At 63.9% G+C, this 19,726-nt stretch carries 20 protein-coding genes; 14 read left to right on the forward strand and 6 right to left on the reverse strand.

The window, feature by feature from the left end:
* The 7 genes from AC1Q61_RS31510 to AC1Q61_RS31540 all read left to right on the forward strand — a co-directional run.
* Positions 1 to 1,231 (forward strand): 5-(carboxyamino)imidazole ribonucleotide synthase (locus AC1Q61_RS31510; RefSeq protein ID WP_492654919.1); only part of this gene is annotated, 1,231 nt, incomplete at its 5' end.
* Positions 1,215 to 1,727, forward strand: coding sequence for a 5-(carboxyamino)imidazole ribonucleotide mutase (purE, locus tag AC1Q61_RS31515; RefSeq protein WP_030535024.1), 513 nt, complete (start codon positions 1,215 to 1,217; stop codon positions 1,725 to 1,727). The genes AC1Q61_RS31510 and purE, both read left to right, overlap by 17 nt.
* 7 nt (positions 1,728 to 1,734) lie before the next feature.
* On the forward strand, positions 1,735 to 2,112 hold the full coding sequence (locus AC1Q61_RS31520; protein WP_065352221.1) for a hypothetical protein: 378 nt from the start codon (positions 1,735 to 1,737) through the stop codon (positions 2,110 to 2,112).
* 35 nt (positions 2,113 to 2,147) lie between these two features.
* Entirely contained in the window at positions 2,148 to 3,335 is a 1,188-nt protein-coding gene (locus AC1Q61_RS31525) for a sensor histidine kinase (protein ID WP_030535022.1), read from the forward strand.
* 35 nt (positions 3,336 to 3,370) lie between these two features.
* A complete protein-coding gene (locus AC1Q61_RS31530) occupies positions 3,371 to 4,063 on the forward strand; it encodes a response regulator (RefSeq protein ID WP_003940960.1) in 693 nt (230 codons plus the stop codon).
* A 134-nt stretch (positions 4,064 to 4,197) separates the two neighbouring features.
* Positions 4,198 to 4,995 (forward strand): ABC transporter ATP-binding protein, encoded by a 798-nt coding sequence (locus AC1Q61_RS31535; RefSeq protein WP_042450120.1) that lies wholly within the window; start codon positions 4,198 to 4,200, stop codon positions 4,993 to 4,995.
* On the forward strand, positions 4,992 to 7,442 hold the full coding sequence (locus AC1Q61_RS31540; protein WP_042922157.1) for an ABC transporter permease: 2,451 nt from the start codon (positions 4,992 to 4,994) through the stop codon (positions 7,440 to 7,442). The genes AC1Q61_RS31535 and AC1Q61_RS31540 overlap by 4 nt, the downstream gene beginning before the upstream one ends.
* Positions 7,443 to 7,445: 3 nt before the next feature.
* Here the strand turns inward: AC1Q61_RS31540 and AC1Q61_RS31545 are convergent, their stop codons facing one another.
* Together AC1Q61_RS31545 and AC1Q61_RS31550 are read right to left on the reverse strand one after the other, a co-directional pair.
* Positions 7,446 to 8,159, reverse strand: coding sequence for a TIGR03089 family protein (locus tag AC1Q61_RS31545; protein WP_003940786.1), 714 nt, complete (start codon positions 8,157 to 8,159; stop codon positions 7,446 to 7,448).
* Positions 8,160 to 8,197: 38 nt separating this feature from the next.
* Entirely contained in the window at positions 8,198 to 9,730 is a 1,533-nt protein-coding gene (locus AC1Q61_RS31550; protein WP_492654920.1) for an LCP family protein, read from the reverse strand.
* A 66-nt stretch (positions 9,731 to 9,796) separates the two neighbouring features.
* Here AC1Q61_RS31550 and rfbD point away from each other — a divergent pair, with 66 nt between their 5' ends.
* Genes rfbD through AC1Q61_RS31570 form a run of 4 tightly spaced genes read left to right on the forward strand, consistent with a single transcriptional unit; the run spans position 9,797 to position 13,476 of the window.
* Positions 9,797 to 10,636, forward strand: coding sequence for a dTDP-4-dehydrorhamnose reductase (gene rfbD, locus AC1Q61_RS31555; RefSeq protein ID WP_058226469.1), 840 nt, complete (start codon positions 9,797 to 9,799; stop codon positions 10,634 to 10,636).
* 43 nt (positions 10,637 to 10,679) lie between these two features.
* Complete coding sequence (locus tag AC1Q61_RS31560; RefSeq protein WP_003940999.1) at positions 10,680 to 11,594, forward strand: glycosyltransferase family 2 protein; 915 nt, start codon at positions 10,680 to 10,682, stop codon at positions 11,592 to 11,594.
* Positions 11,591 to 12,673 (forward strand): mannose-1-phosphate guanylyltransferase, encoded by a 1,083-nt coding sequence (gene manB / locus AC1Q61_RS31565; RefSeq protein ID WP_037125580.1) that lies wholly within the window; start codon positions 11,591 to 11,593, stop codon positions 12,671 to 12,673. The genes AC1Q61_RS31560 and manB overlap by 4 nt, the downstream gene beginning before the upstream one ends.
* Before the next feature lie 32 nt (positions 12,674 to 12,705).
* Entirely contained in the window at positions 12,706 to 13,476 is a 771-nt protein-coding gene (locus AC1Q61_RS31570) for an SGNH/GDSL hydrolase family protein (RefSeq protein WP_003940765.1), read from the forward strand.
* Here the strand turns inward: AC1Q61_RS31570 and AC1Q61_RS31575 are convergent.
* Genes AC1Q61_RS31575 through cofD form a run of 3 tightly spaced genes read right to left on the reverse strand, consistent with a single transcriptional unit; the run spans position 13,467 to position 16,406 of the window.
* Positions 13,467 to 14,027, reverse strand: a complete 561-nt coding sequence (locus AC1Q61_RS31575) for an NUDIX hydrolase (RefSeq protein ID WP_003940680.1) — start codon at positions 14,025 to 14,027, stop codon at positions 13,467 to 13,469. The two genes, AC1Q61_RS31570 and AC1Q61_RS31575, sit on opposite strands and share 10 nt — an antisense overlap.
* Positions 14,028 to 14,031: 4 nt before the next feature.
* On the reverse strand, positions 14,032 to 15,417 hold the full coding sequence (locus AC1Q61_RS31580; protein WP_003940947.1) for a coenzyme F420-0:L-glutamate ligase: 1,386 nt from the start codon (positions 15,415 to 15,417) through the stop codon (positions 14,032 to 14,034).
* On the reverse strand, positions 15,414 to 16,406 hold the full coding sequence (gene cofD, locus AC1Q61_RS31585; RefSeq protein WP_003940958.1) for a 2-phospho-L-lactate transferase: 993 nt from the start codon (positions 16,404 to 16,406) through the stop codon (positions 15,414 to 15,416). The genes AC1Q61_RS31580 and cofD overlap by 4 nt, the downstream gene beginning before the upstream one ends.
* A 380-nt stretch (positions 16,407 to 16,786) precedes the next feature.
* On the opposite strand from cofD, the gene AC1Q61_RS31590 reads away from it, so the two are divergent.
* Positions 16,787 to 17,065 (forward strand): WhiB family transcriptional regulator, encoded by a 279-nt coding sequence (locus tag AC1Q61_RS31590; RefSeq protein WP_020907098.1) that lies wholly within the window; start codon positions 16,787 to 16,789, stop codon positions 17,063 to 17,065.
* Positions 17,066 to 17,240: 175 nt separating this feature from the next.
* On the opposite strand, the gene AC1Q61_RS31595 is transcribed toward AC1Q61_RS31590, so the two are convergent.
* Positions 17,241 to 17,729, reverse strand: a complete 489-nt coding sequence (locus tag AC1Q61_RS31595) for a metallopeptidase family protein (protein WP_003940797.1) — start codon at positions 17,727 to 17,729, stop codon at positions 17,241 to 17,243.
* A 79-nt stretch (positions 17,730 to 17,808) separates the two neighbouring features.
* Here AC1Q61_RS31595 and AC1Q61_RS31600 point away from each other — a divergent pair, with 79 nt between their 5' ends.
* Both AC1Q61_RS31600 and AC1Q61_RS31605 read left to right on the forward strand, forming a co-directional pair.
* On the forward strand, positions 17,809 to 18,195 hold the full coding sequence (locus tag AC1Q61_RS31600) for a DUF3499 domain-containing protein (protein ID WP_007731177.1): 387 nt from the start codon (positions 17,809 to 17,811) through the stop codon (positions 18,193 to 18,195).
* Between the two features lie 127 nt (positions 18,196 to 18,322).
* Positions 18,323 to 19,696, forward strand: coding sequence for a phosphomannomutase/phosphoglucomutase (locus tag AC1Q61_RS31605; protein WP_003941022.1), 1,374 nt, complete (start codon positions 18,323 to 18,325; stop codon positions 19,694 to 19,696).
* Positions 19,697 to 19,726: the final 30 nt, after the last annotated feature.

Raw genomic sequence — 19,726 nt, forward strand, 5'->3', positions numbered from 1 at the left:
CCCGACCACCCCTCGACCGGCAAAAGCATCCATGCCCGTCGTCACCATGATCGGTGGCGGACAGTTGGCCAGGATGACTCACCAGGCTGCGGTGGCCCTGGGCCAGACGCTCCGAGTGCTCTCCGGGACTTCGGACGAGCCGGCAGCTCAGGTCAGCCCCGACGTCGTGCTCGGCAGCCATACCGACCTCGACGCTCTTCGCCGCGCAGCGGTCGGTTCCAACGCGTTGACGTTTGACCACGAGCACGTGCCCACGGAGCATCTCGAGGTTCTTGTTGCCGAAGGCGTGAACGTTCAGCCGCCGCCGCAGGCTCTGATCTTCGCTCAGGACAAACTGCTGATGCGTCGCAAACTTGCCGAACTGGGCGCGCCCGTACCTGCGTACGCCGAAGTGACGTGGGCAGAAGACGTCGTGCGTTTCGGTGCGCAACACGGTTGGCCGCTTGTCATCAAGGCAACTCGCGGAGGCTACGACGGCCGCGGAGTCTGGATCACCGACGATCAGGACGAAGCAGAGGCCATTGTCACCGAGCAGCTGGACAAGGGTGTTCCGCTGATCGTCGAGGAAATGGTCTCGATGCGTCGGGAACTGTCCGCCATGGTCGCGCGGTCGCCGTTCGGCCAGGGCGCTACGTGGCCGGTCGTCGAGACCGTTCAGCGCAACGGCCAGTGCGCCGTCGTGATCGCACCTGCTCCCGCCCTTTCGAGTGCCGTTGCCGAGGAAGCCGAACAATTGGCGTTGCGCATCGCGTCCGAGCTCGGTGTTGTCGGCTCGATGGCCGTCGAACTCTTCGAGACGACTGACGGCACTCTCGTGGTCAACGAGCTGGCCATGCGCCCGCACAACTCCGGTCACTGGACGATGGACGGCGCACGCACCTCTCAGTTCGAACAGCATCTGCGTGCAGTTCTCGACTACCCGCTCGGCGACACCTCGCCGATCGCGCCGGTCACGGTGATGGCCAACATTCTCGGTGCACCGGAAGCGCCCGAGATGACGATGGACGAGCGTGTCCATCACCTGTTCGCTCGGATGCCCGACGCGAAGATCCACCTGTACGGCAAGGGTGAGCGCAAGGATCGCAAGATCGGTCACGTCAACATCGTGGGCGGCGCCGGATCCATCGACGATCCGAATTACGTTGCCGCAGTACGGGAACGCGCCGAGCGTGCAGCACATTGGCTTTCGTATGCAGTTTGGACCGACGGATGGGATGTACACGGTGAGTGAGAGCGCGCAGGTCGGCCTGATCATGGGCAGCGATTCGGATTGGCCGACCATGGAAGCTGCAGCCGAAGCTTTGGCCGAGTTCGGTATCCGCTTCGAGGTCGGTGTCGTCTCGGCGCACCGCACGCCTCAGCGGATGCTCGACTACGCCAGGGAAGCCGCGGGCCGCGGAATCAAGGTCGTCATCGCCGGTGCCGGTGGCGCCGCGCACCTTCCGGGCATGGTTGCCTCGGCCACGCCGTTGCCGGTCATCGGTGTTCCGGTGCCGCTCAAGTACCTCGACGGTATGGATTCGCTGCTTTCGATCGTCCAGATGCCGGCCGGCGTCCCGGTGGCGACAGTGTCGATCGGTGGCGCTCGCAACGCCGGTCTGCTGGCTGCTCGGATTCTCGGTGCTTCGGATCCCGCACTGCAGCAGCGGATGGTGGCGTTCCAGGAGAGCCTCGAGTCGATGGTGCTCGACAAGGACAAGGCGCTCCGCGAAAAACTGCTGGGCTGATCTTCTCGTGTGTGCACGACGCGGGCTGCCGCTGATCCGAGCGAGTCGGGGCAGCGCGCAGTCCGCGTTCGTCACCCGCGTCGCCCTGCTGTACGCCAGGATTCTCGGCGCGGACATCCGCTTCGACGACGAGTTCGGAATCTTTGTCGCCTCCGGACTGCGCTGCGGGTTCGCCAGAGGCGGAACAACTCTCGGTGGTGTATATCTCACGCGGCGAAACGCGACGCGACCCGTCCTTCGCCACGAGGCAGTCCACGCGGACCAATGGGCCAGGTACGGAATCATATTCGGGTTGCTGTACCTGCGTGAGGAACTGCGTCATCGCGGGCCGCGGAACCGCTTCGAAATCGAGGCCGGTCTCGAAGACGGCGGTTACCGCACCTGAGTGAGAGCTCGTCAGTAAAAGCTACTCTTGGCGGCATGGCTCGTTTTCCGACTAGTGAACGCTTCGTCCGCTGGAGCGCGGAACATGCTCGCGGTGTGGACATCTGCATTGCGACGGTTGCCGCACTGTTCAGCGTTGTCGTTGCGGTCGAGGCGAGTCCGCTGGCGGTGTTCATCTCGCTGGGTATGACCGTTCCGTTGGCGTGGCGACGCTCGCGCCCCGAACTCTCCGGCATGGTGATCGCAGGGTTCGCAGTTCTACACGTGATCTTCATCGGCAACACACTGCTCGCATCGGCCGTTGTCGTACCCATCTCCCTGTACGCGCTGGCCGCTTACGGCGCTCGGTGGAGTTCACTCACCGGGCTGGTGCTCGCGTTGCTCGGCTCGATTGCCGGAACTGTTCGATACTTCGGCTACGACGGAATCCCGGTGTCCTCCCAGGTCATGCAGTCCGTGGCCGTCATGATCTTCATGCTCGCGGTCTGGGCGTTCGGTGACCTGCGTCGAGTCCGCACCAAACAATTGGAAGGCCTGACCGAGCGCGCACGGTTGCTCGAACTCGAGCGTGCGCAGGAAGCGGAAATCGCGACGATCAGCGAACGCTCGAGGATTGCGCGCGAGATGCACGACATCGTTGCTCATTCGTTGACCGTTGTCATCGCTCAGGCCGACGGCGGACGCTACAGCGCGGCCAAGGATCCTCAGGCTGCAATTCAGGCACTCGAAACAATTGCCTCCACCGGCCGCCAGGCGTTGACCGACATGCGATCGCTGCTGTCCGTCCTGCGTGAGGACACGCCCCGTGATTTCTCGGTGATCCCGGGCGCCGGCGACATCGACAGTCTCTTCCACGAGTTACGCAGCAGCGGACTCGACATCGCCGTCAGCGTGACCGGGGAACCACGCGAACTCTCTGCGGGTGCGGGGTTGACGGCGTATCGCATCGTGCAGGAATCGCTGACGAACGTTCTCAAACATGCGGGGCCTGGAGCACAGGCGAGCGTCGAGATGACATGGGCTGAAACCGAACTCGTTCTCGGTATCACCGACGACGGACGAGGCGGCAGCGCCGCGCTGGTCGAATCGTCACCAGGCGGGCAGGGACTGATCGGAATGGCCGAGCGAGCCAAGCTGCACGGAGGCAAAGTAACCGCCGGACCGAAATCAGGCGGCGGATACAGCGTCCGGGCCGTCTTGCCGTACGAACGAACGTCTGGGTAGGTCTTGAAACGTCCGAAGGTCTTAAGGTGAGTGGCATGGACGAACACGTGGCTCCGATCGCAGTGGCACTGATCGACGATCAGCAGCTGGTCCGCGCAGGTTTTCGAATGGTCATCGACTCACAGCCGGATCTGTCGGTGGTTGTCGAGGCTTCGGACGGTCAGCAGGCGTTGACCGAGTTGGCCGCCCGTCATGTCGACGTCGTTCTGATGGATGTCCAGATGCCGAAGATGGACGGCATCGAGGCGACTCGTCGGCTCCTGGCCGACCCCGATGCGCCGAAGGTCGTGGTGCTCACCACCTTCGACAACGACGAGTACGTGATGTCGGCTATCCGGGCGGGCGCCAGTGGTTTCCTGCTCAAGGACGTGCCACCGGAGCAGTTGCTCGACGCCATCCGCACCGTGCACCGCGGGGACGCGGTGATCGAAGCCCGGGCCACTCGGCGACTGCTTCAGCACGTCGGACCGCTCCTGGAAGGCTCGGCGCCCGAAGCGCAGTTGCCCGAAGAGTTGACGCCGCGCGAGGTCGAGGTGCTCGAAGCCATGGCGTACGGGCTGTCGAATTCGGAGATCGCTGCAAAATTCCACGTCTCCGAGACGACAGTGAAAACCCATGTCGGACGGGTTCTTTCGAAGACTCATTCTCGTGATCGTGTACAGGCAGTCGTCTTCGCCTTCCAGATCGGACTTGTCCGGCGCGCAGATCTCCTCGGCACCGAGGGCTGACACGCCGCCCTGTCCAGTCCTACCCCGGGATGACACCGGGCTCTCCAAGATCGCCCCGCACTCCGACGCGGAGACCACTTGCGCTGCAATAACGTCGATTCCGTCATAGCGAGAAGCTTTACGGAGGGCAAAAAATGCATGCGCACACCACGACGGAACCAGCCGCAGTGCCGGCGATCACTGCCCGCGGTGTCACCAAGGTGTACGGCACCGGTGAGACCACGGTTCACGCGCTCGGCGGAGTCGACGTGGACTTCGGTCGCGAGCGGTTCACCGCGATCATGGGCCCGTCCGGCTCCGGAAAGTCGACGCTCATGCACTGCCTGGCCGGACTCGACACGGTCTCGGGTGGGCAGGTTTTCCTGGGCGACACCGAAGTCACGAAACTCGGCGACACGGAGCTCACCGAACTGCGACGCGAGCGGATCGGATTCGTCTTCCAAGCGTTCAACCTGCTACCGGTGCTCACTGCTCGGGAGAACATGCTGCTGCCGATGAAGCTGGCAGGTAGTGAACCCTCGCCCGAGTGGATGGACGAGGTGATCGGCAAGCTGGGCCTGTCGCAGCGTCTCGATCACCTGCCGCACGAATTGTCGGGCGGTCAGCAGCAACGCGTAGCCGTCGCCCGCGCACTACTGCCGCAGCCCGACGTGATCTTTGCCGACGAGCCCACCGGCAACCTGGATTCCCGTTCCGGGACAGAGGTTCTGGGACTCTTGCGGACCAGTGTCCGGGAGACCGGTCAGACCGTCGTCATGGTGACGCACGATCCGGTGGCGGCGTCGTACGCGGATCGAGTCGTGTTGATCGCGGACGGGCGTATTGCCGGAGAGATCGACCATCCCACCGTCGACTCGGTGATCGGTGCCATGCGAGCTCTCGGTGCCGACGACCTGGCCGATGTTCCTGCAGTTTCGGGTGCACTGCGATGAGAGGTCTGGCTTTTGCGCAGGCGCGGGCACATGCCGGGCGCTATGTGGCGTCGATACTCGCGGTGGTGATCGCCGTCGGATACATCGTCGCGACTTTGACCTTGAGCTCGACGGTCGACGCGAGTGTGAGCAAATCACTTGCGACGCAATACGAAACCACAGATGTCGTCGCGTCCGGTCCAGGCGTGACGGAAGCTCTGCTGAGCGCGGTGCCGGGCGTCTCGGCGGTGGCCGACGACGTGTCGACGTATGTTCGTGTCGACTCCGAGGCAAAGGGCGCGTCCTACGGGGATGCGCTCTCGATTGCCGACAATCCCGAATTGCGTTGGGAGAAGGTGTCGGAGGGATCGATTCCGGCCGGTCTGGGGCAGGTGTTGGTGAGCGCGGACTCCGGGATACCGATCGGTGCCCGAATCACAGTCACGGCACGGGATTCGACGGTCGGTGCCGCCGCACCCACCGCCGAGATAGTCGGACTGGTCGACCTCTCCGGTTCGGCGCAACGACTGGGCGGGATCAAGATATTCACCACCGCCGAGCAGGTGAGCGCGTGGGCCGGTGACAGTGCCGAACGTGAGTTCCGTGTCGCCGGTGACGGTTCACGCTCTCAGCAAGAACTCGTGGATTCGATCTCGAGCGCGTTGCCCGCGGACTCCACCGTGCTGACCGGCGACGAAGCCACAGACAACGCCGCAGCCGAATACATGGGCGGCACCAAGATCCTCAGCACGGTGTTGCTCGCCTTCGGCGCCATCGCCGTTGTTGTTGCCGCGCTGGTGATCGCCAATACATTTGCCGTGCTGCTCGCGGCGCGCACTCAGGAACTCGCGTTGCTGCGATGCGTCGGCGCCACGGCCAAACAGGTTCGCCGGAGCATTCGCAGTGAAGCCGCGGCGGTCGGCGTGATCGCCTCGGTGATCGGCGTCGGACTCGGTGTCGGACTTGCGTGGGCGATCGGTCGGGTAGCAACGGCCGCAGATGTGCCGGTTCCTCTTTCGTCACTGAGCGTCACCCCGGTGACCGTGCTCGTCGGTCTTGCCGTCGGCATCGTGATGACGATGCTCGCTGCATCTGCGCCCGGGCGGGCGGCAACGAGGCTCTCCCCGCTGGCGGCACTGCAGCCGATGGAGTCCAAGCCCGAGAGCGTTCAGGTATCGGTGGTGCGCCGGGTTCTCGGCGTCGTGACCCTGCTCGCGGGCATCGCGATGACCGTCCTGGGAGTGACGAATCAGCAGGTGCCGGCGGCAACCGCCGGTGGACTGTTCTCGTTCCTGGGGATCGCGGCACTGTCCGGTCGAATCGTGCCTGCACTGATCAATGCGGCCGGCGGAGTGTTGGCGAGACTGATTGGTCCGGTGGGAAGCCTGGCAGCAGGCAACGCCGGTAGGAACCCACGCCGCACCTCGGCGACGGCCACCGCATTGTTGATCGGTGTTGCCTTGACGAGCACGCTCGTCGTGGGAATCGCGACGGTCAAGGAAGCCGCACCCGTGGCGATGGACAGTCAATTCCCCGTCGACGTCATGGTGAGCAGTTCAGGTTCGGCACCGCTTCCCGCAGGGTTGGGCACAGACATCGCCGCGGTCAACGGTGTCGGCGCGGTGAGCGGTCTGGACAAGGCCGAACTGACGATCGACGGGCGCGGTTCGTTGGCCGGATTCGGCGTCGACGCTGCTCGGGTGAAAGGTGTTCTGCGTACCGAGATCTCGGTACCCGCGGCCGGTCAGTTGGTGCTCTCGCCCGCTGACCTGACCGAATACAAGCTCTCGGCGGGCGATACGGCGACGGTGCGTGGGGATCGCGGCGTCGTGAACGTCAGCGTGGTCGAGGGCGTGAAAGGTCAACCAGCACTACTGGATCGAGGCGATCTCGGTGCAGCGGCCACCGCGCCGACCACCGATTCGTACTGGGTAAGGCTGGGGACGGATACTGACGAACAGGCTTTGGCCGCCACCGACCGCATCACGGAACTGGCACGCCAGGAAGCGCCGGGCAGCGATGTTCAGGGCATGACCGAGATGCGTTCAGCTCTCGATTCGATCCTCGACACCATGCTCATGGTGGTTGCCGGATTGCTGTCGGTAGCGGTGTTGATCGCTTTGATCGGCGTCGGAAACACCATGGCACTGTCCGTTCTCGAACGGCGCCGCGAATCCGGACTGCTTCGCGCACTCGGACTGACCAAGAAGGGAATTCGAGCCATGTTGATCTGGGAAGCACTGCTGGTGGCAGGAGTCGCATCGGTGATCGGAGTGCTGTTCGGGATGGTGTTCGGTGTAGCCGGTACCGCATCGGTATTCGGGATCGAGGACGTCGCCCTCAGCGCAGTGCCGTGGGTGCAGTTGGTAGCCATCGTGTTGATCGGCGGAATCTGCGGTGTGATCGCGTCACTGCTCCCCGCTAGGCGGGCGGGGCTGGTGTCACCGGTGACAGCTCTCGCGAGCTAGCGTTCAGAACTGTTTCGTGACCTTCTCGGTGCCCACTCGGCGCGCGGTAGCTTCCGCGTCCGGGTGGGCCACCTGCACGAGTGAGGCACCCGCGGCGAGAACTGCCAGAAGCCCGTCGATCAATTCGTCTGCCGTGTCCCACGTGCGACTGGAGAGGACACGATCCGTCGACACCAATTCGACGTTCTTCGCCGATGCCCGTGCCGCGTCGATCGTGTCCGCTACGGACCGGCCTTCCAGCGCCGAACCGGCCCCGGCGCTACGGAACTGGTCGCCGTGCACACGGATGGAGGTTGCGTAGTCGGCGACGCCGAGCGGAAGATCGCTCAAACCTTTGCCGAACGCGTCGAGGGAGAGTGCGGCTACTTCCGGTACGTCCGCAACATCGTCCAGTCGGTCGGCAGTGACAAAAGCCAGTTCGGCGTCGGCGTCGGGGGAGAGGACCACCTCACCGCCTGCCCACCACACACCCAGCAAGACGGCGACGCTCTGCCAGTGCGCGGGAAGCAGCACGGCAACTTTGCCGCCGGGCTCGAGAGCGAACTCGTCGCGAACCATGTTCGCTGTCTTTGCCGCCCAGTTGGCCAGAGTGCTCGCAGACAATTCGATGCGCTCGCCGGTGGCGTCGTCGTAGTAGGTCACGCGAGGGCCGGCCGGGTCGGCAGCCAGGATCGGTCCGAGGAGGGCGTCGGTCAGGTTGTCTACAGGCGAAGGCACGTAATCAGCTTACGCAGCGGTTCAGTTCACACAATTTTTCAGTTGACACAGCGCGGGCCGTTGGAGGCCGCGTCGATCGGCGGGCCGGGAGGGGCGGGAGTGGGGCTGGTCTCGGTGGTGCTCGACGATTCAGTCGTGCTTGTCGCTCCTTCGGACGGGGATACCGCGTCCGCGGACTGCGGGCCGCTGTAGTCCTCGGCAATGACAACCCGAACCTTGCCCGAGGACAATGACGAATCCTCCTTGACCGTCAGACCGCCGAGTGCCTCGGCCACCGCGAGTGCTGCGTCGTCGTCCGCGGACTTTGCGAACACCGTCGATTCGGTGACGTCCGAGCCGGTGTTGTTGCCGACCTGACCCTGCTTGTACCCGAGGGCACTCAACGCTTCGGAAACACCGCTGGCCAACCCTGCGACGTCACTGGCGTTTGCGACGTCGACCGTGATCGAGGACGCATTCACCGTGGTCGGTGCTTCGGAGGTCTCCTCCGAGTCCTCGCTGTCGGCGCCGACCAATCCGGCGATGTACTTCTTGACGGCCTTGGGATCGACCTTGACGATGGACTCGCCGTAATCGGTCATGCCGTTGATGTCGAGAACGGGAATGGTCTCGAATTGCACCTTGCCGCCGGCCAGATTCTGCAACTGCTTGGCGAATTCGATGATGTCCCAGTCGTCGTCGATGACGACGGAGCGCTGAACGGCCGAGGTGAGCTGGCTGAGTTTGCCGGGGTCACTGAGAGTTTTTGCGCTGAGCACCTTACTGACGAGGGACGCCATGAACACCTGCTGGCGCACGATCCGGTCCAGGTCGCCGCGAGGAAGGTCGTGTCGTTGTCGCACGAAGCTCAGCGCGTCGGCGCCGTCGAGTGTCTGTTTCCCGGCCGCGAAATTGGCTCCGGACATCGGTTCGTCTACCGGCGCGTTGAGGCACACGTCGACTCCGCCCACTGCGTTGGTCAGCAGGACGAATCCGAGTAGTCCGACTTCGGCGTAGTGATCGACGGTGATGCCGGTCAGATTCGCCACCGCTCCTATGAGCGCGGTCCGGCCGGCTTCCGTCGACTTCTTGTCTGCGTCGCTGTCGGACGACCCGTTGTTGACCAACTTCAGCCGCTCGGTTTCCTTGGTGGCACCGAACGCGGCGTTGATCTTCGACATACCGATACCCGGGACGTTGACGTACGCGTCGCGGGGAATCGAGATCGCGGTCGCGGAACTCCCGTCGTTGGGGACGCGGATCAAGATGATGGTGTCGGTATTGGACGCAACTTCCTCACCTGCGCGCAACGAGTCGAGCTCGCTTTGTGAGAGCGGGTTGCCGTGCGCGTCGGTTCGACTGTCCGTTCCCACCATCAGAATGTCGATTGCTCCGTCCTTGCCGCCACCGAGGCCGAGTCCGCTGGCAGTGGCAAGGCTGTTTCTCAACGAGTCCACACCCCGCCATGCGAACCCGGTGACCAGCAGTACGAGCATGGACAGCACCGCGACCGCTATGCGAGCCGGGCTCGTCTTGGTCCGAATCGGCGCAGGTCGTGGACGCGCGCGGCGCTGCGGTTGCTGGTGGGACACCCCTTCAGGTTACTGGTCCGATGCTCGGCCGCGGGTACCTCGACGCGGCGTGCCAGACTCAACCGTGTGACGAATATCCTGCTCACCGGCGCCCGAGGGCAGCTCGGAACCCGTATCGATGCTCTCGCAACGTCGGCGGGTCACACTGTGACGGCCGTCGGTTCCCGCGAGCTCGACATCACCGACAGCCGCGCGGTTGACAACTTCGTCTCGCCTGGTTCGGTGCTGATCAACTGCGCTGCGTACACGGCCGTCGATGCTGCCGAGACCGACCAGGAGGCGGCGAGGGCGGTCAACGAGATCGGACCGCGGAATCTCGCGCAAGCCTGTGCGCGGGCGGGTTCGCGGTTGATCCACGTTTCGACGGACTACGTCTTTCCGGGCGATGCAAGCTCGCCATACGACGTCGATGCACCGACCGGTCCCGCGACGGTCTACGGCCGAACCAAACTGGACGGCGAGATCGCTGTTCGAGAGTCGGGGGCTGACGCGGCCGTTGTCCGCACCGCGTGGGTGTACTCCGGTGTCGGCACGGATTTTGTCGCCACCATGCGAAGGCTCGAAGCCGAACGCGAATTCGTGAACGTCGTGGACGACCAGATCGGGTCGCCCACGTACAGCGTCGATCTGGCCGGCGGCATCGTCGAACTCGCGCTGCTGGACTTCACGGGTGCGTCGACATTCCACGTGACCAATGGCGGGCAAGCAAGTTGGTACGAGTTGGCGCGAGCTGTTTTCGAGGAGATCGGCGCAGACCCTGCTCGGGTGCGCCCGTGCAGCAGTGCGGAGTTCGTACGCCCTGCCCCGCGCCCGGCATATTCGGTCTTGTCCGAGCGCGCGTGGGTTACCGCGGGAATGACGCCGCTGCGTCCGTGGCGAGAGGCTCTGCACGCCGCTCTGGCGTGAGCATTGTTCGGGACAGTGGCCGCGGACGGCTAGGCTGACCGGCGTGAGTCCCAAGCTGGCCGTGGTAACGGTGACCTACTCGCCAGGCGAGCATCTCGAGAATTTCTTGAGCACGCTCGCTGTGGCGACGACAGAAAAACCCCAGGTCATCATGGCCGACAATGGGTCGACCGATGGTGCCCCCGAGGCCGCCGATGCCAAGTACGAGCATGTCCGTCTGCTTCGAACCGGCGGAAACATCGGGTACGGGGGAGCGATAAATCGGGCTGTAGCGGAGATCGATTCGTCGATCGAATTCGTCGTGATTTCCAACCCGGACGTCCAATGGGCACCCGGTTCACTCGACGAATTGGTGGCTGCGGCAAATCGGTGGCCAAGGGCCGGTGCACTGGGGCCGAAGGTCCTCGAACCGGACGGCAGTGTCTATCCGTCGGCGCGAACGGTGCCCGACATCACCTCGGGCGTCGGGCACGCGTTGCTCGGTACCGTATGGCCGAAGAACCCGTGGACTGCTCGTTACCGTCAGGAGAACGAGGCCGTCACCGAGCGTGCAGTGGGGTGGCTTTCCGGGTCGTGCCTGCTGGTGCGACGCGACGCCTTCGACACCATCTCAGGTTTCGACTCTCGTTACTTCATGTACATGGAGGACGTGGACTTCGGTGACCGCCTCGGAAAAGCCGGGTGGCTCAACGTATTCGTCCCCTCGGCCGTCGTCACCCATGCCAAAGGCCATGCGGCAGGACGTCATCCGGAACTGATGTTGCCTGCCCATCATCGCAGTGCGTACCAGTTCCAGGCTGATCGCCATCCGCACTGGTGGCAGGCTCCGCTACGACTTGCCTTGCGCGGTGGCCTCGCGGTGCGATCCAAGATCGCCGTAGCTTCTGCAGTTCGCGAGCGCGCTCGCACCGACAACTCGACCGACAACCCATCAGTTTCGAACCACGGGGGAAAATGATGTCCGATCCGAATCCGACCGACGCCGTAATCCTGGTAGGCGGCAAAGGCACTCGGCTGCGTCCGCTGACGCTGTCGGCACCCAAGCCGATGCTTCCGACCGCCGGCCTGCCGTTCCTGACGCACCTGCTCGCCCGCATCGAGGCAGCCGGAATCAAGCACGTCGTGCTCGGAACGTCCTTCAAGGCAGAGGTATTCGAGGACTACTTCGGCGACGGCTCCAAGATGGGCCTCGAGATCGACTACGTCTTCGAGACCGAACCGCTGGGCACCGGTGGCGGAATCCGCAACGTTCTGCCGAAGTTGCGCGGTGACAACGTCATGGTGTTCAACGGCGACGTGCTCGGTGGCACCGATCTGAACGGCATTCTCGAGACCCACGAGAAGACGGACGCCGACGTGACCCTGCATCTGGTTCGTGTGGGAGACCCGCGAGCATTCGGTTGTGTTCCGACCGACGAGGACGGACGAGTCTCGGCATTCCTGGAGAAGACCCAGGATCCGCCGACGGATCAGATCAACGCCGGCTGCTACGTCTTCAAGCGCGAAATCATCGAACAGATCCCCGAAGGACGACCGGTGTCGGTCGAGCGCGAGGTGTTCCCGAATCTGCTGGCCGAGGGCAAGCGGGTGTTCGGCCACGTCGACTCGTCGTACTGGCGTGACATGGGAACCCCCGAGGACTTCGTTCGCGGTTCCGCCGACCTGGTGCGAGGTATCGCACCTTCGCCGGCTCTCGAAGGTCCGCGCGGCGAGTCGCTGGTTCACCCCGGAGCCGGAATCGCGCCGGGCGCTGTCCTGATCGGCGGCACGGTTGTCGGTCGGGGCGCAGAAGTCGGCGCAGGCGCTCGCCTCGACGGTGCAATTCTCTTCGACGGCGCCGTTGTGGAAGCCGGCGCGGTGGTCGAACGATCGATCCTCGGATTCGGCGTCCGTATCGGACCCCGAGCGCTGGTCCGCGACGCTGTCATCGGCGACGGCGCGGACATCGGTGCGCGGTGCGAATTGTTGCGCGGCGCACGCGTGTGGCCGGGGGTGACGCTGCCGGACGGTGGCGTGCGCTTCAGCACAGATGTGTGATCGTTAGCTGACCTACTGGAATACTGGCGGGTATGACTTCTCTTCCGAGCCGTTACGTTGCCCTCGGTGACTCGTTCACCGAGGGCGTCGGCGACGCCGACGAACGATTCCCCAACGGTCTGCGCGGGTGGGCAGACCGAGTGGCCGAGCAGCTGGCGGTGAACAATCCCGACTTCCGCTACGCCAACCTGGCGATTCGTGGTCGCCTACTCGGACCGATCATCGACGAGCAGTTGGAACCCGCTCTGGCGTTGAAGCCCGATCTGGTGACCATCTACGCCGGCGGAAACGACATGATGCGTCCGAAGCTCGACATCGATGCGATGGTCGCCCGCTACGATTCGGCAATCGGTCAGCTCACTGCATCCGGCGCTCGGGTTCTGATGTTCACCGCGTACGACACCGGATGGTCCGCCTTCTTCGGCAAGCTCCGCGGACGTCTGGCGATCTACAACGAGCTTGTTCGCGAGGTGGCCGACCGCCACGACGCGACCCTCGTCGACTTCTGGCGATTCTCCGAATATCAGGACCTTCGGATGTGGGACTGGGATCGCCTCCACATGTCGCCCTCCGGGCACGAGAACATGGCGACGCGTGTGCTCGACGTGCTCGGCGTCGAACACGGATTGACCCCGCCCGATCTCGGGCCTGCGCCGGTTCTCACGAAAGCCGAAACTCGTCGCGAGGATCGTCAATGGGCGCGAGAGTTCTTGGTGCCGTGGGTAGCTCGGCGCGTGAAGGGAACATCTTCGGGCGACGGCGTGAGCGCCAAGCAGCCCCAGCTTTCTCCGATTCAGTCCTGATTCTTGCGCTGACGGGCGAGCGCGACCAGGTGGTCGATGGTCTCGCGTTCCGCTGTAGGTGGGAGCGCGTCCACCGGCCACCATCTGAGGTCGGTGGACTCTGCGCTGCGGACGATATGTGAATTGTCCGGCGCCACAACAAGAAACCGTAGATCGAGATGGCGAGTCGGTACTCCGAGTGAGCACGTGATCGGATGCGTGTGGGCGGAGAGTAGGTCCGCGTCTATCCGAACGTCGTGAATTCCGGACTCCTCGCGAGCTTCCCGCAATGCCGCATCTACCACCGTCTCGTCGTCGGGCTCGCAGTGGCCGCCGAGCTGAATCCACCTGCCCACCTTGGGATGCAGGGTCAGCAAGACGTGGCAGCCACTCTCGTCGAGAACGAGAGACGACGCGGTGATGTGTCCCGGTGCGTGGCGACGAAGGCAGCCGTCCGGAGCCGAATCGAGGAACGCGAGCATCGTGTGCCGCAATGATTCGTCCGCTTCGGAGGACGTCTCCCAGCCCTCCAGGACGCCCTTGGCGGAGGCGTGCAGCGATTCGGCTGACATGGACCTACAGCTCCACCAACGCGTCCCCGGGGGCGGAGACAGAGCGCGGAGTCAGTGGTTCGAGGGGGTGCCCGATTGCGATGGCACCGAGTGGCTGCCAATCCGCCGGGAGATCGAGTTGTTCGCGTACGAGATCGGCGGCGAAGATCGTCGATCCGATCCAGCAGCTTCCCACGCCGCGGGTGGCCAACGAGACCAGCAGTCCCTGCACTGCCGCGCCGGCGGCGACCGTGAACATCGTCGACTCCGCCGCGGTTCGTCCGGCATCCGGATAACTGTGTGCGCCATCGGGCACGCAGAAGGGAATGACGACCTCGGGGGCGTCGAACAGGATGTTTCCGCGGGCAACCCGGGCCTCGACGGATTCGTCACTGCGACCGTCGGCGCGAAGATCGGCGGCCCACTTCTCGCGCATCTGCTCGAGAAGAGCCGTGCGGACCGACTCCGTGCGTAGCCACACGAATCGAACCGGTCTCGTGTGGTGCGGTGCGGGAGCGGTGAGTGCCTCGGCGATCGAGCTGCGAATGATCTCCGCGTCGACGGGATCACTTGCGAACTGTCGGACCGATCGACGCAACAGCAGCGCCTGGCCACGGCCCATCGCCGTAGCTTCCTCGGTGCCCAGCCAGAACAGATCGTCCGGGCCGCGGCGAATCAGATCCTGGCCACTCGAACCGTCGTCCTCGAACCGAAGCCCACGAACGACGGCGACGGGAACGCCGCCCAGCTTTCCCTTGACCAAGTCGCCCGCAGCGGCGATTTCGTCCGCGATCGCGATCTCGGTGACGATCAGATCGTTGCCCTGACTGTCCTGTGCTCCGAGGTAGCCGTGCAGGACCGGAATGCCGGAGGAACCGATTGCGGCGTCGGTCTGCCCGTTGCGCCACGCACGACCCATCGTGTCGGTGACGACGACGGCGACGGACTTGCCCGTGCTCTCGAGAATTCGGGCGCGCAGACCCGCAGCGCTCGCATCCGGATCCACGGGGAGCAGCGCCAATTCGGCACCGTCGACGTTGGAGCCGTCGATGCCCGATGCGGCCTGCACGATTCCGAGTTTGTTCTCGGTGATCAGAGTGCGGCCCTTGCGTGCCACGACGCGGACGGCTTCCTGATCCACCAGGAGGCGTCGTGCCGCGTCGCGCTCTTCCGGATCGGTCGGTGAGGAAACGATGCGACCCTCGACTTTGGAGAACACCTTGCTCGTGACGACAACGACGTCGCCGCTCTCGAGCCACGGCGTCGCGTCGACGACAGCGGTGGCCAAGTCGTCTCCGGGCCGGAACTCGGGAAGCCCGAGCACGGGAATGACTTCGATTGCGGCGCCGGGGGAGTGATCACCGGGAGAGTGATTTCTGTCGCGGCTTGCTTCGGTTCCGGGCTCGGTCACAGTTCGACTCCGGCGATCTCGAAAGCCGTGCGAACCATTTTCGCGGTCTCTTCGGGGGACGTCATCAAAAGTGGGATGCTTCGCACGTCCACCCCGTCGATGTCGGCCGTGTCACCTTCGTCGACGAGCCAGCCGTCGAGAATGCCGTTGATCGAACGAGCTCCGTAGTGGCGACCGATCGCCTCCGAAGTCGTCTCGACCCCGATCACCTCGAGGCACTCGTCAGCCATGCCGCGCAACGGTTTTCCGCCGATGACGGGGGAGAGGCCGACAACCTTGGCCGCGGTTGTTCGCAGGGCACCGCGAATGCCGGGCACCGCGAGGATCGCGCCGACGCTCACGACGGGATTGGACGGTGCGATCAGCACGATGTCGGCACCGTCGATCGCCTCGACCACCCCTGGCGCGGGCTTGGCCTGCTCGGCGCCGACGTGAGCGAAGCTGTGCGTTTCCACCTGTGCCCGATGGCGTACCCACCACTCCTGGAAATGAATCGCCTTCTGCTCACCGTCTTCCGGATCGGTGATCACGACGTGTGTTTCGCTGCGGTCGTCGCTCACGGGAAGCAGTGCGACACCGGGATTCCAGCGATTGCACAACGCTTCGGTGATCGCGGACAACGGATATCCCGTGCGGAGCATCTGGCTGCGAATCAAATGCGTTGCGATATCGCGATCTCCGAGGCCGAACCAGTCCGGCTTCGCGCCGTATGCGGCGAGTTCTTCTTTCGCATTCCAGGTTTCGCCGGCGTGCCCCCACCCGCGTTCGGTGTCGATACCGCCGCCGAGTGTGTACATACAAGTGTCCAGATCGGGGCAGATGCGCAGACCGTGCATCCACACGTCGTCCCCGACGTTGACGACGGCCGTGATGCGATGTGGGCCTTCGTATTTCTCGAGGGATTCACCACCGGCGATTCCGAGCGCGTTTTGAACACCTTGAAGGAAACGGGCCCCGCCGACGCCGCCAACCAATACAGTCACGTTCACGACAACAGAGCCTAGGCGGTCGGCGCGTCGTCGTGTCTGGCGGGCAGAAGGTCCCGTCAATTGAGGGCCGGAATACTAATGGATTCATCTCGTTTAGCTTGACCGCGACACGCTGGACGTGTGTAATCTCAAATGTGTCATTCCAACCGCTACTTGTGAGTTCACTTGCAGCGGGGCCGGTTTCGAACACAGTTTCGAACGGTCGACGGGGTGGGGTTGAAGATGGAGTGAAAATTCTGCGCTATTACAGGTGAGGAGGCGGAACGATGCCCAATGAAAATGTCGAGATCAGTTCTCTCGCAATGACAGTAAGCGACGAACCGCAGACCGATTCCCGAGCAGGCGCAGCAGAAGGTGCCTGCAGCAGTGAGTTCGACGGTATGAGTACTCGGCCAGTGCTGAGTCTCGTCACCGGCTTCGAAGAATTGTTCGACACCATCGAGGATCAGTGGCAGGAGCGTGCTCTCTGCGCGCAGACCGATCCCGAAGCGTTCTTTCCTGAAAAGGGAGGATCGACGAGGGAAGCAAAACGGATCTGCCTCGGTTGTGAAGTTCGTGACGAGTGCCTCGAGTACGCGCTCGCGAACGACGAACGGTTCGGAATCTGGGGAGGGTTGTCCGAGCGCGAGCGTCGGCGACTCAAGCGGGGGATCATCTGATCTGCTGCTGAATCGGTTCTGTCAGCGTCGGGGCTGACGGGCGGTCTTCGAAAGTCTGACCTGCAACGGGGAATTGCAGGTCAAGCAACGACTGTTTTGTTCTTCGTGTGGATTTACTTCTTCGTGTGACATCAGTTTTTTCGTCTGACAGTGCGTCAGTCCTCGTCGGGCAGTATCAGTCCTCGTCGGGCAGCGTGGGGTCGATGACCTGTGGGTCGACGCCCAGATACGTGCCGACTTGATGGACCAACACGTCGTGCACCAGATCCGTGAGTTCTTCCGGATCCTTCGCTCGCTGCTCCAATGGGCGGCGAAACAGCACAATTCTTGCGCGAGTCGTATTTCCGTGACGGTCGATTCCGGCCGGAATCAGTCGTGACAGTGGAACCGGGCCGTCCGCGATGACCTCCGGCGGCCATGTGACGGACTCCGGATCGTGCGCGTGAATCTTCGGAACTTCGTCCACTGCGATGTCGAGTTTCGTCAGCCGGTCGTGCCATGCGAGGTCGACGGGAGAGAAGGCGTCGAGCACCAGGAGATCGAACTTCTCCGCGCGGGTACGCCTGGCGGGCACCTCCGGGGGAAGTAGCGGTCCGCGCAGGCCACGGCCGTGTCGCTCGATGGAACGAGTGGTGACCGAGCGTCGGCGGCGGGCTTGTGGCATGGCGCCAGATTACGACAGGAGAAACTGCTCGGTGTGTCCGAGTAGGTTCCGGACGTGGGGAGGGCTAGGCTCCGTACCTGTGAGATCTCTGCGTCGCTGCTGCCGCCCCGGGTGCAAGAACCCCGCCGTCGCGACGCTTACGTATGTCTACTCGGACTCCACTGCGGTTGTCGGGCCGCTGGCAACCGTCGCCGAGCCCCATTCATGGGATTTGTGTGACACTCACGGCTCTCGAATCACCGCCCCCAAGGGGTGGGAACTCGTCCGCCACGAAGGCGGATTCGCGTCGAGTACTCCCGACGAAGACGATCTGACCGCTTTGGCTGAAGCTGTACGTGAGGCCGGTCTCGGAGATCGCAGCAAGTCCAACGTCGATGCAGATGAGGACATACGTCCCGCAGCTCCGAGTACTGCCCGTACAGGGCGTCGTGGACACCTACGCGTTCTGCCCGACCCGTCCAACTGACGCGAGATTCGTCGCCGTAGACGCTAGGCTCGACCGAGTACTTCCACACCCGAGTACTGCGAATCTCCGGACGCCATGCGCCCGGACGTTCCCGTCTGTGAGGGTGCATGCACAAGGAGAGTTTTCAGTGGGGCGAACAGCCGAGTCGGTTGCTGCAATCATCAAGGCGTACGACGTACGCGGTGTGGTCGGTGAGCAGATCGACGAAGATTTTGTCCGCGACGTCGGTGCGTCGTTCGCCCGCCTGGTCCGCGACGAGGCCGGCGCCGCCACGACGGTTGTGATCGGCTACGACATGCGCGCATCGTCGCCCACACTGTCTTCGGCTTTCGGTGACGGCGTGCTTGCTCAAGGGCTCGACGTCGTCTACATCGGATTGGCGTCGACCGACGAGCTCTACTTTGCATCCGGTTTGCTGAACTGCCCGGGCGCGATGTTCACGGCGAGCCACAATCCCGCCAAGTACAACGGCATCAAGATGTGTCGGGCCGGCGCCAAGCCGGTCGGTCAGGACACCGGCCTCGCAGTCATCTCCGCCGAGGTCGTCTCGGGTGTTCCCGCGTACGACGGACCGGCAGGCACCGCCAGCACCAAGGACGTCCTCGAGGAATACGCGAGCTACCTCCGCGGATTGGTCGACCTGGCTGCGTTGCGCCCGCTGAAGGTCGCAGTCGATGCAGGCAACGGTATGGGCGGCCATACCGCGCCGGCCGTATTCGGGCCGATGCCCCTCGACGTCCTGCCGCTGTACTTCGAGCTCGACGGCACGTTCCCCAACCACGAAGCCAATCCGCTCGATCCGGCCAACCTCGTCGACCTGCAGGCCTACGTGCGCGAAACCGGAGCGGACATCGGCTTGGCGTTCGACGGTGACGCGGACCGTTGCTTCGTCGTAGACGAGAAGGGCGACCCGGTCTCGCCGTCCGCGGTGACGGCACTTGTCGCCAAGCGCGAACTCGCGAAGGAACCGGGCGCGTCGATCATCCACAACCTGATCACGTCACGGGCAGTGCCCGAACTGGTCGAAGAACTCGGCGGCGTCGCTATTCGTACCCGAGTCGGCCACTCGTTCATCAAGCAGGAGATGGCCGAGACCGGTGCGGTGTTCGGCGGCGAGCACTCCGCTCACTACTACTTCCGCGACTTCTGGGGCGCCGACTCCGGCATGCTCGCGGCGCTGCACGTACTCGCCGCACTGGGCGAGCAGGATCGTCCGCTCTCCGAGTTGATGGCGGAGTACACCCGCTACGCGGCCTCGGGCGAGATCAACTCCACCGTGGCTGACGCGGCAGATCGTACGGCCGCTGTACTGGCGGCATTTGCCGACCGCACCGAGTCGGTGGATCGCCTCGACGGTGTCACGGTCAGTCTCGAGGGAAATGCCTGGTTCAACTTGCGCGCGTCCAACACCGAACCACTGCTGCGACTCAACGTCGAAGCACCCACGTCCGCCGATGTCGACGCATTGGTGAACGAAATTCTGGCGATCGTCCGGGCTTGAATCCGAGTCTGATCGGTTTGTCGGTGAGCC

It is taken from the genome of Rhodococcus sp. MPR-R1B (assembly GCF_058793255.1).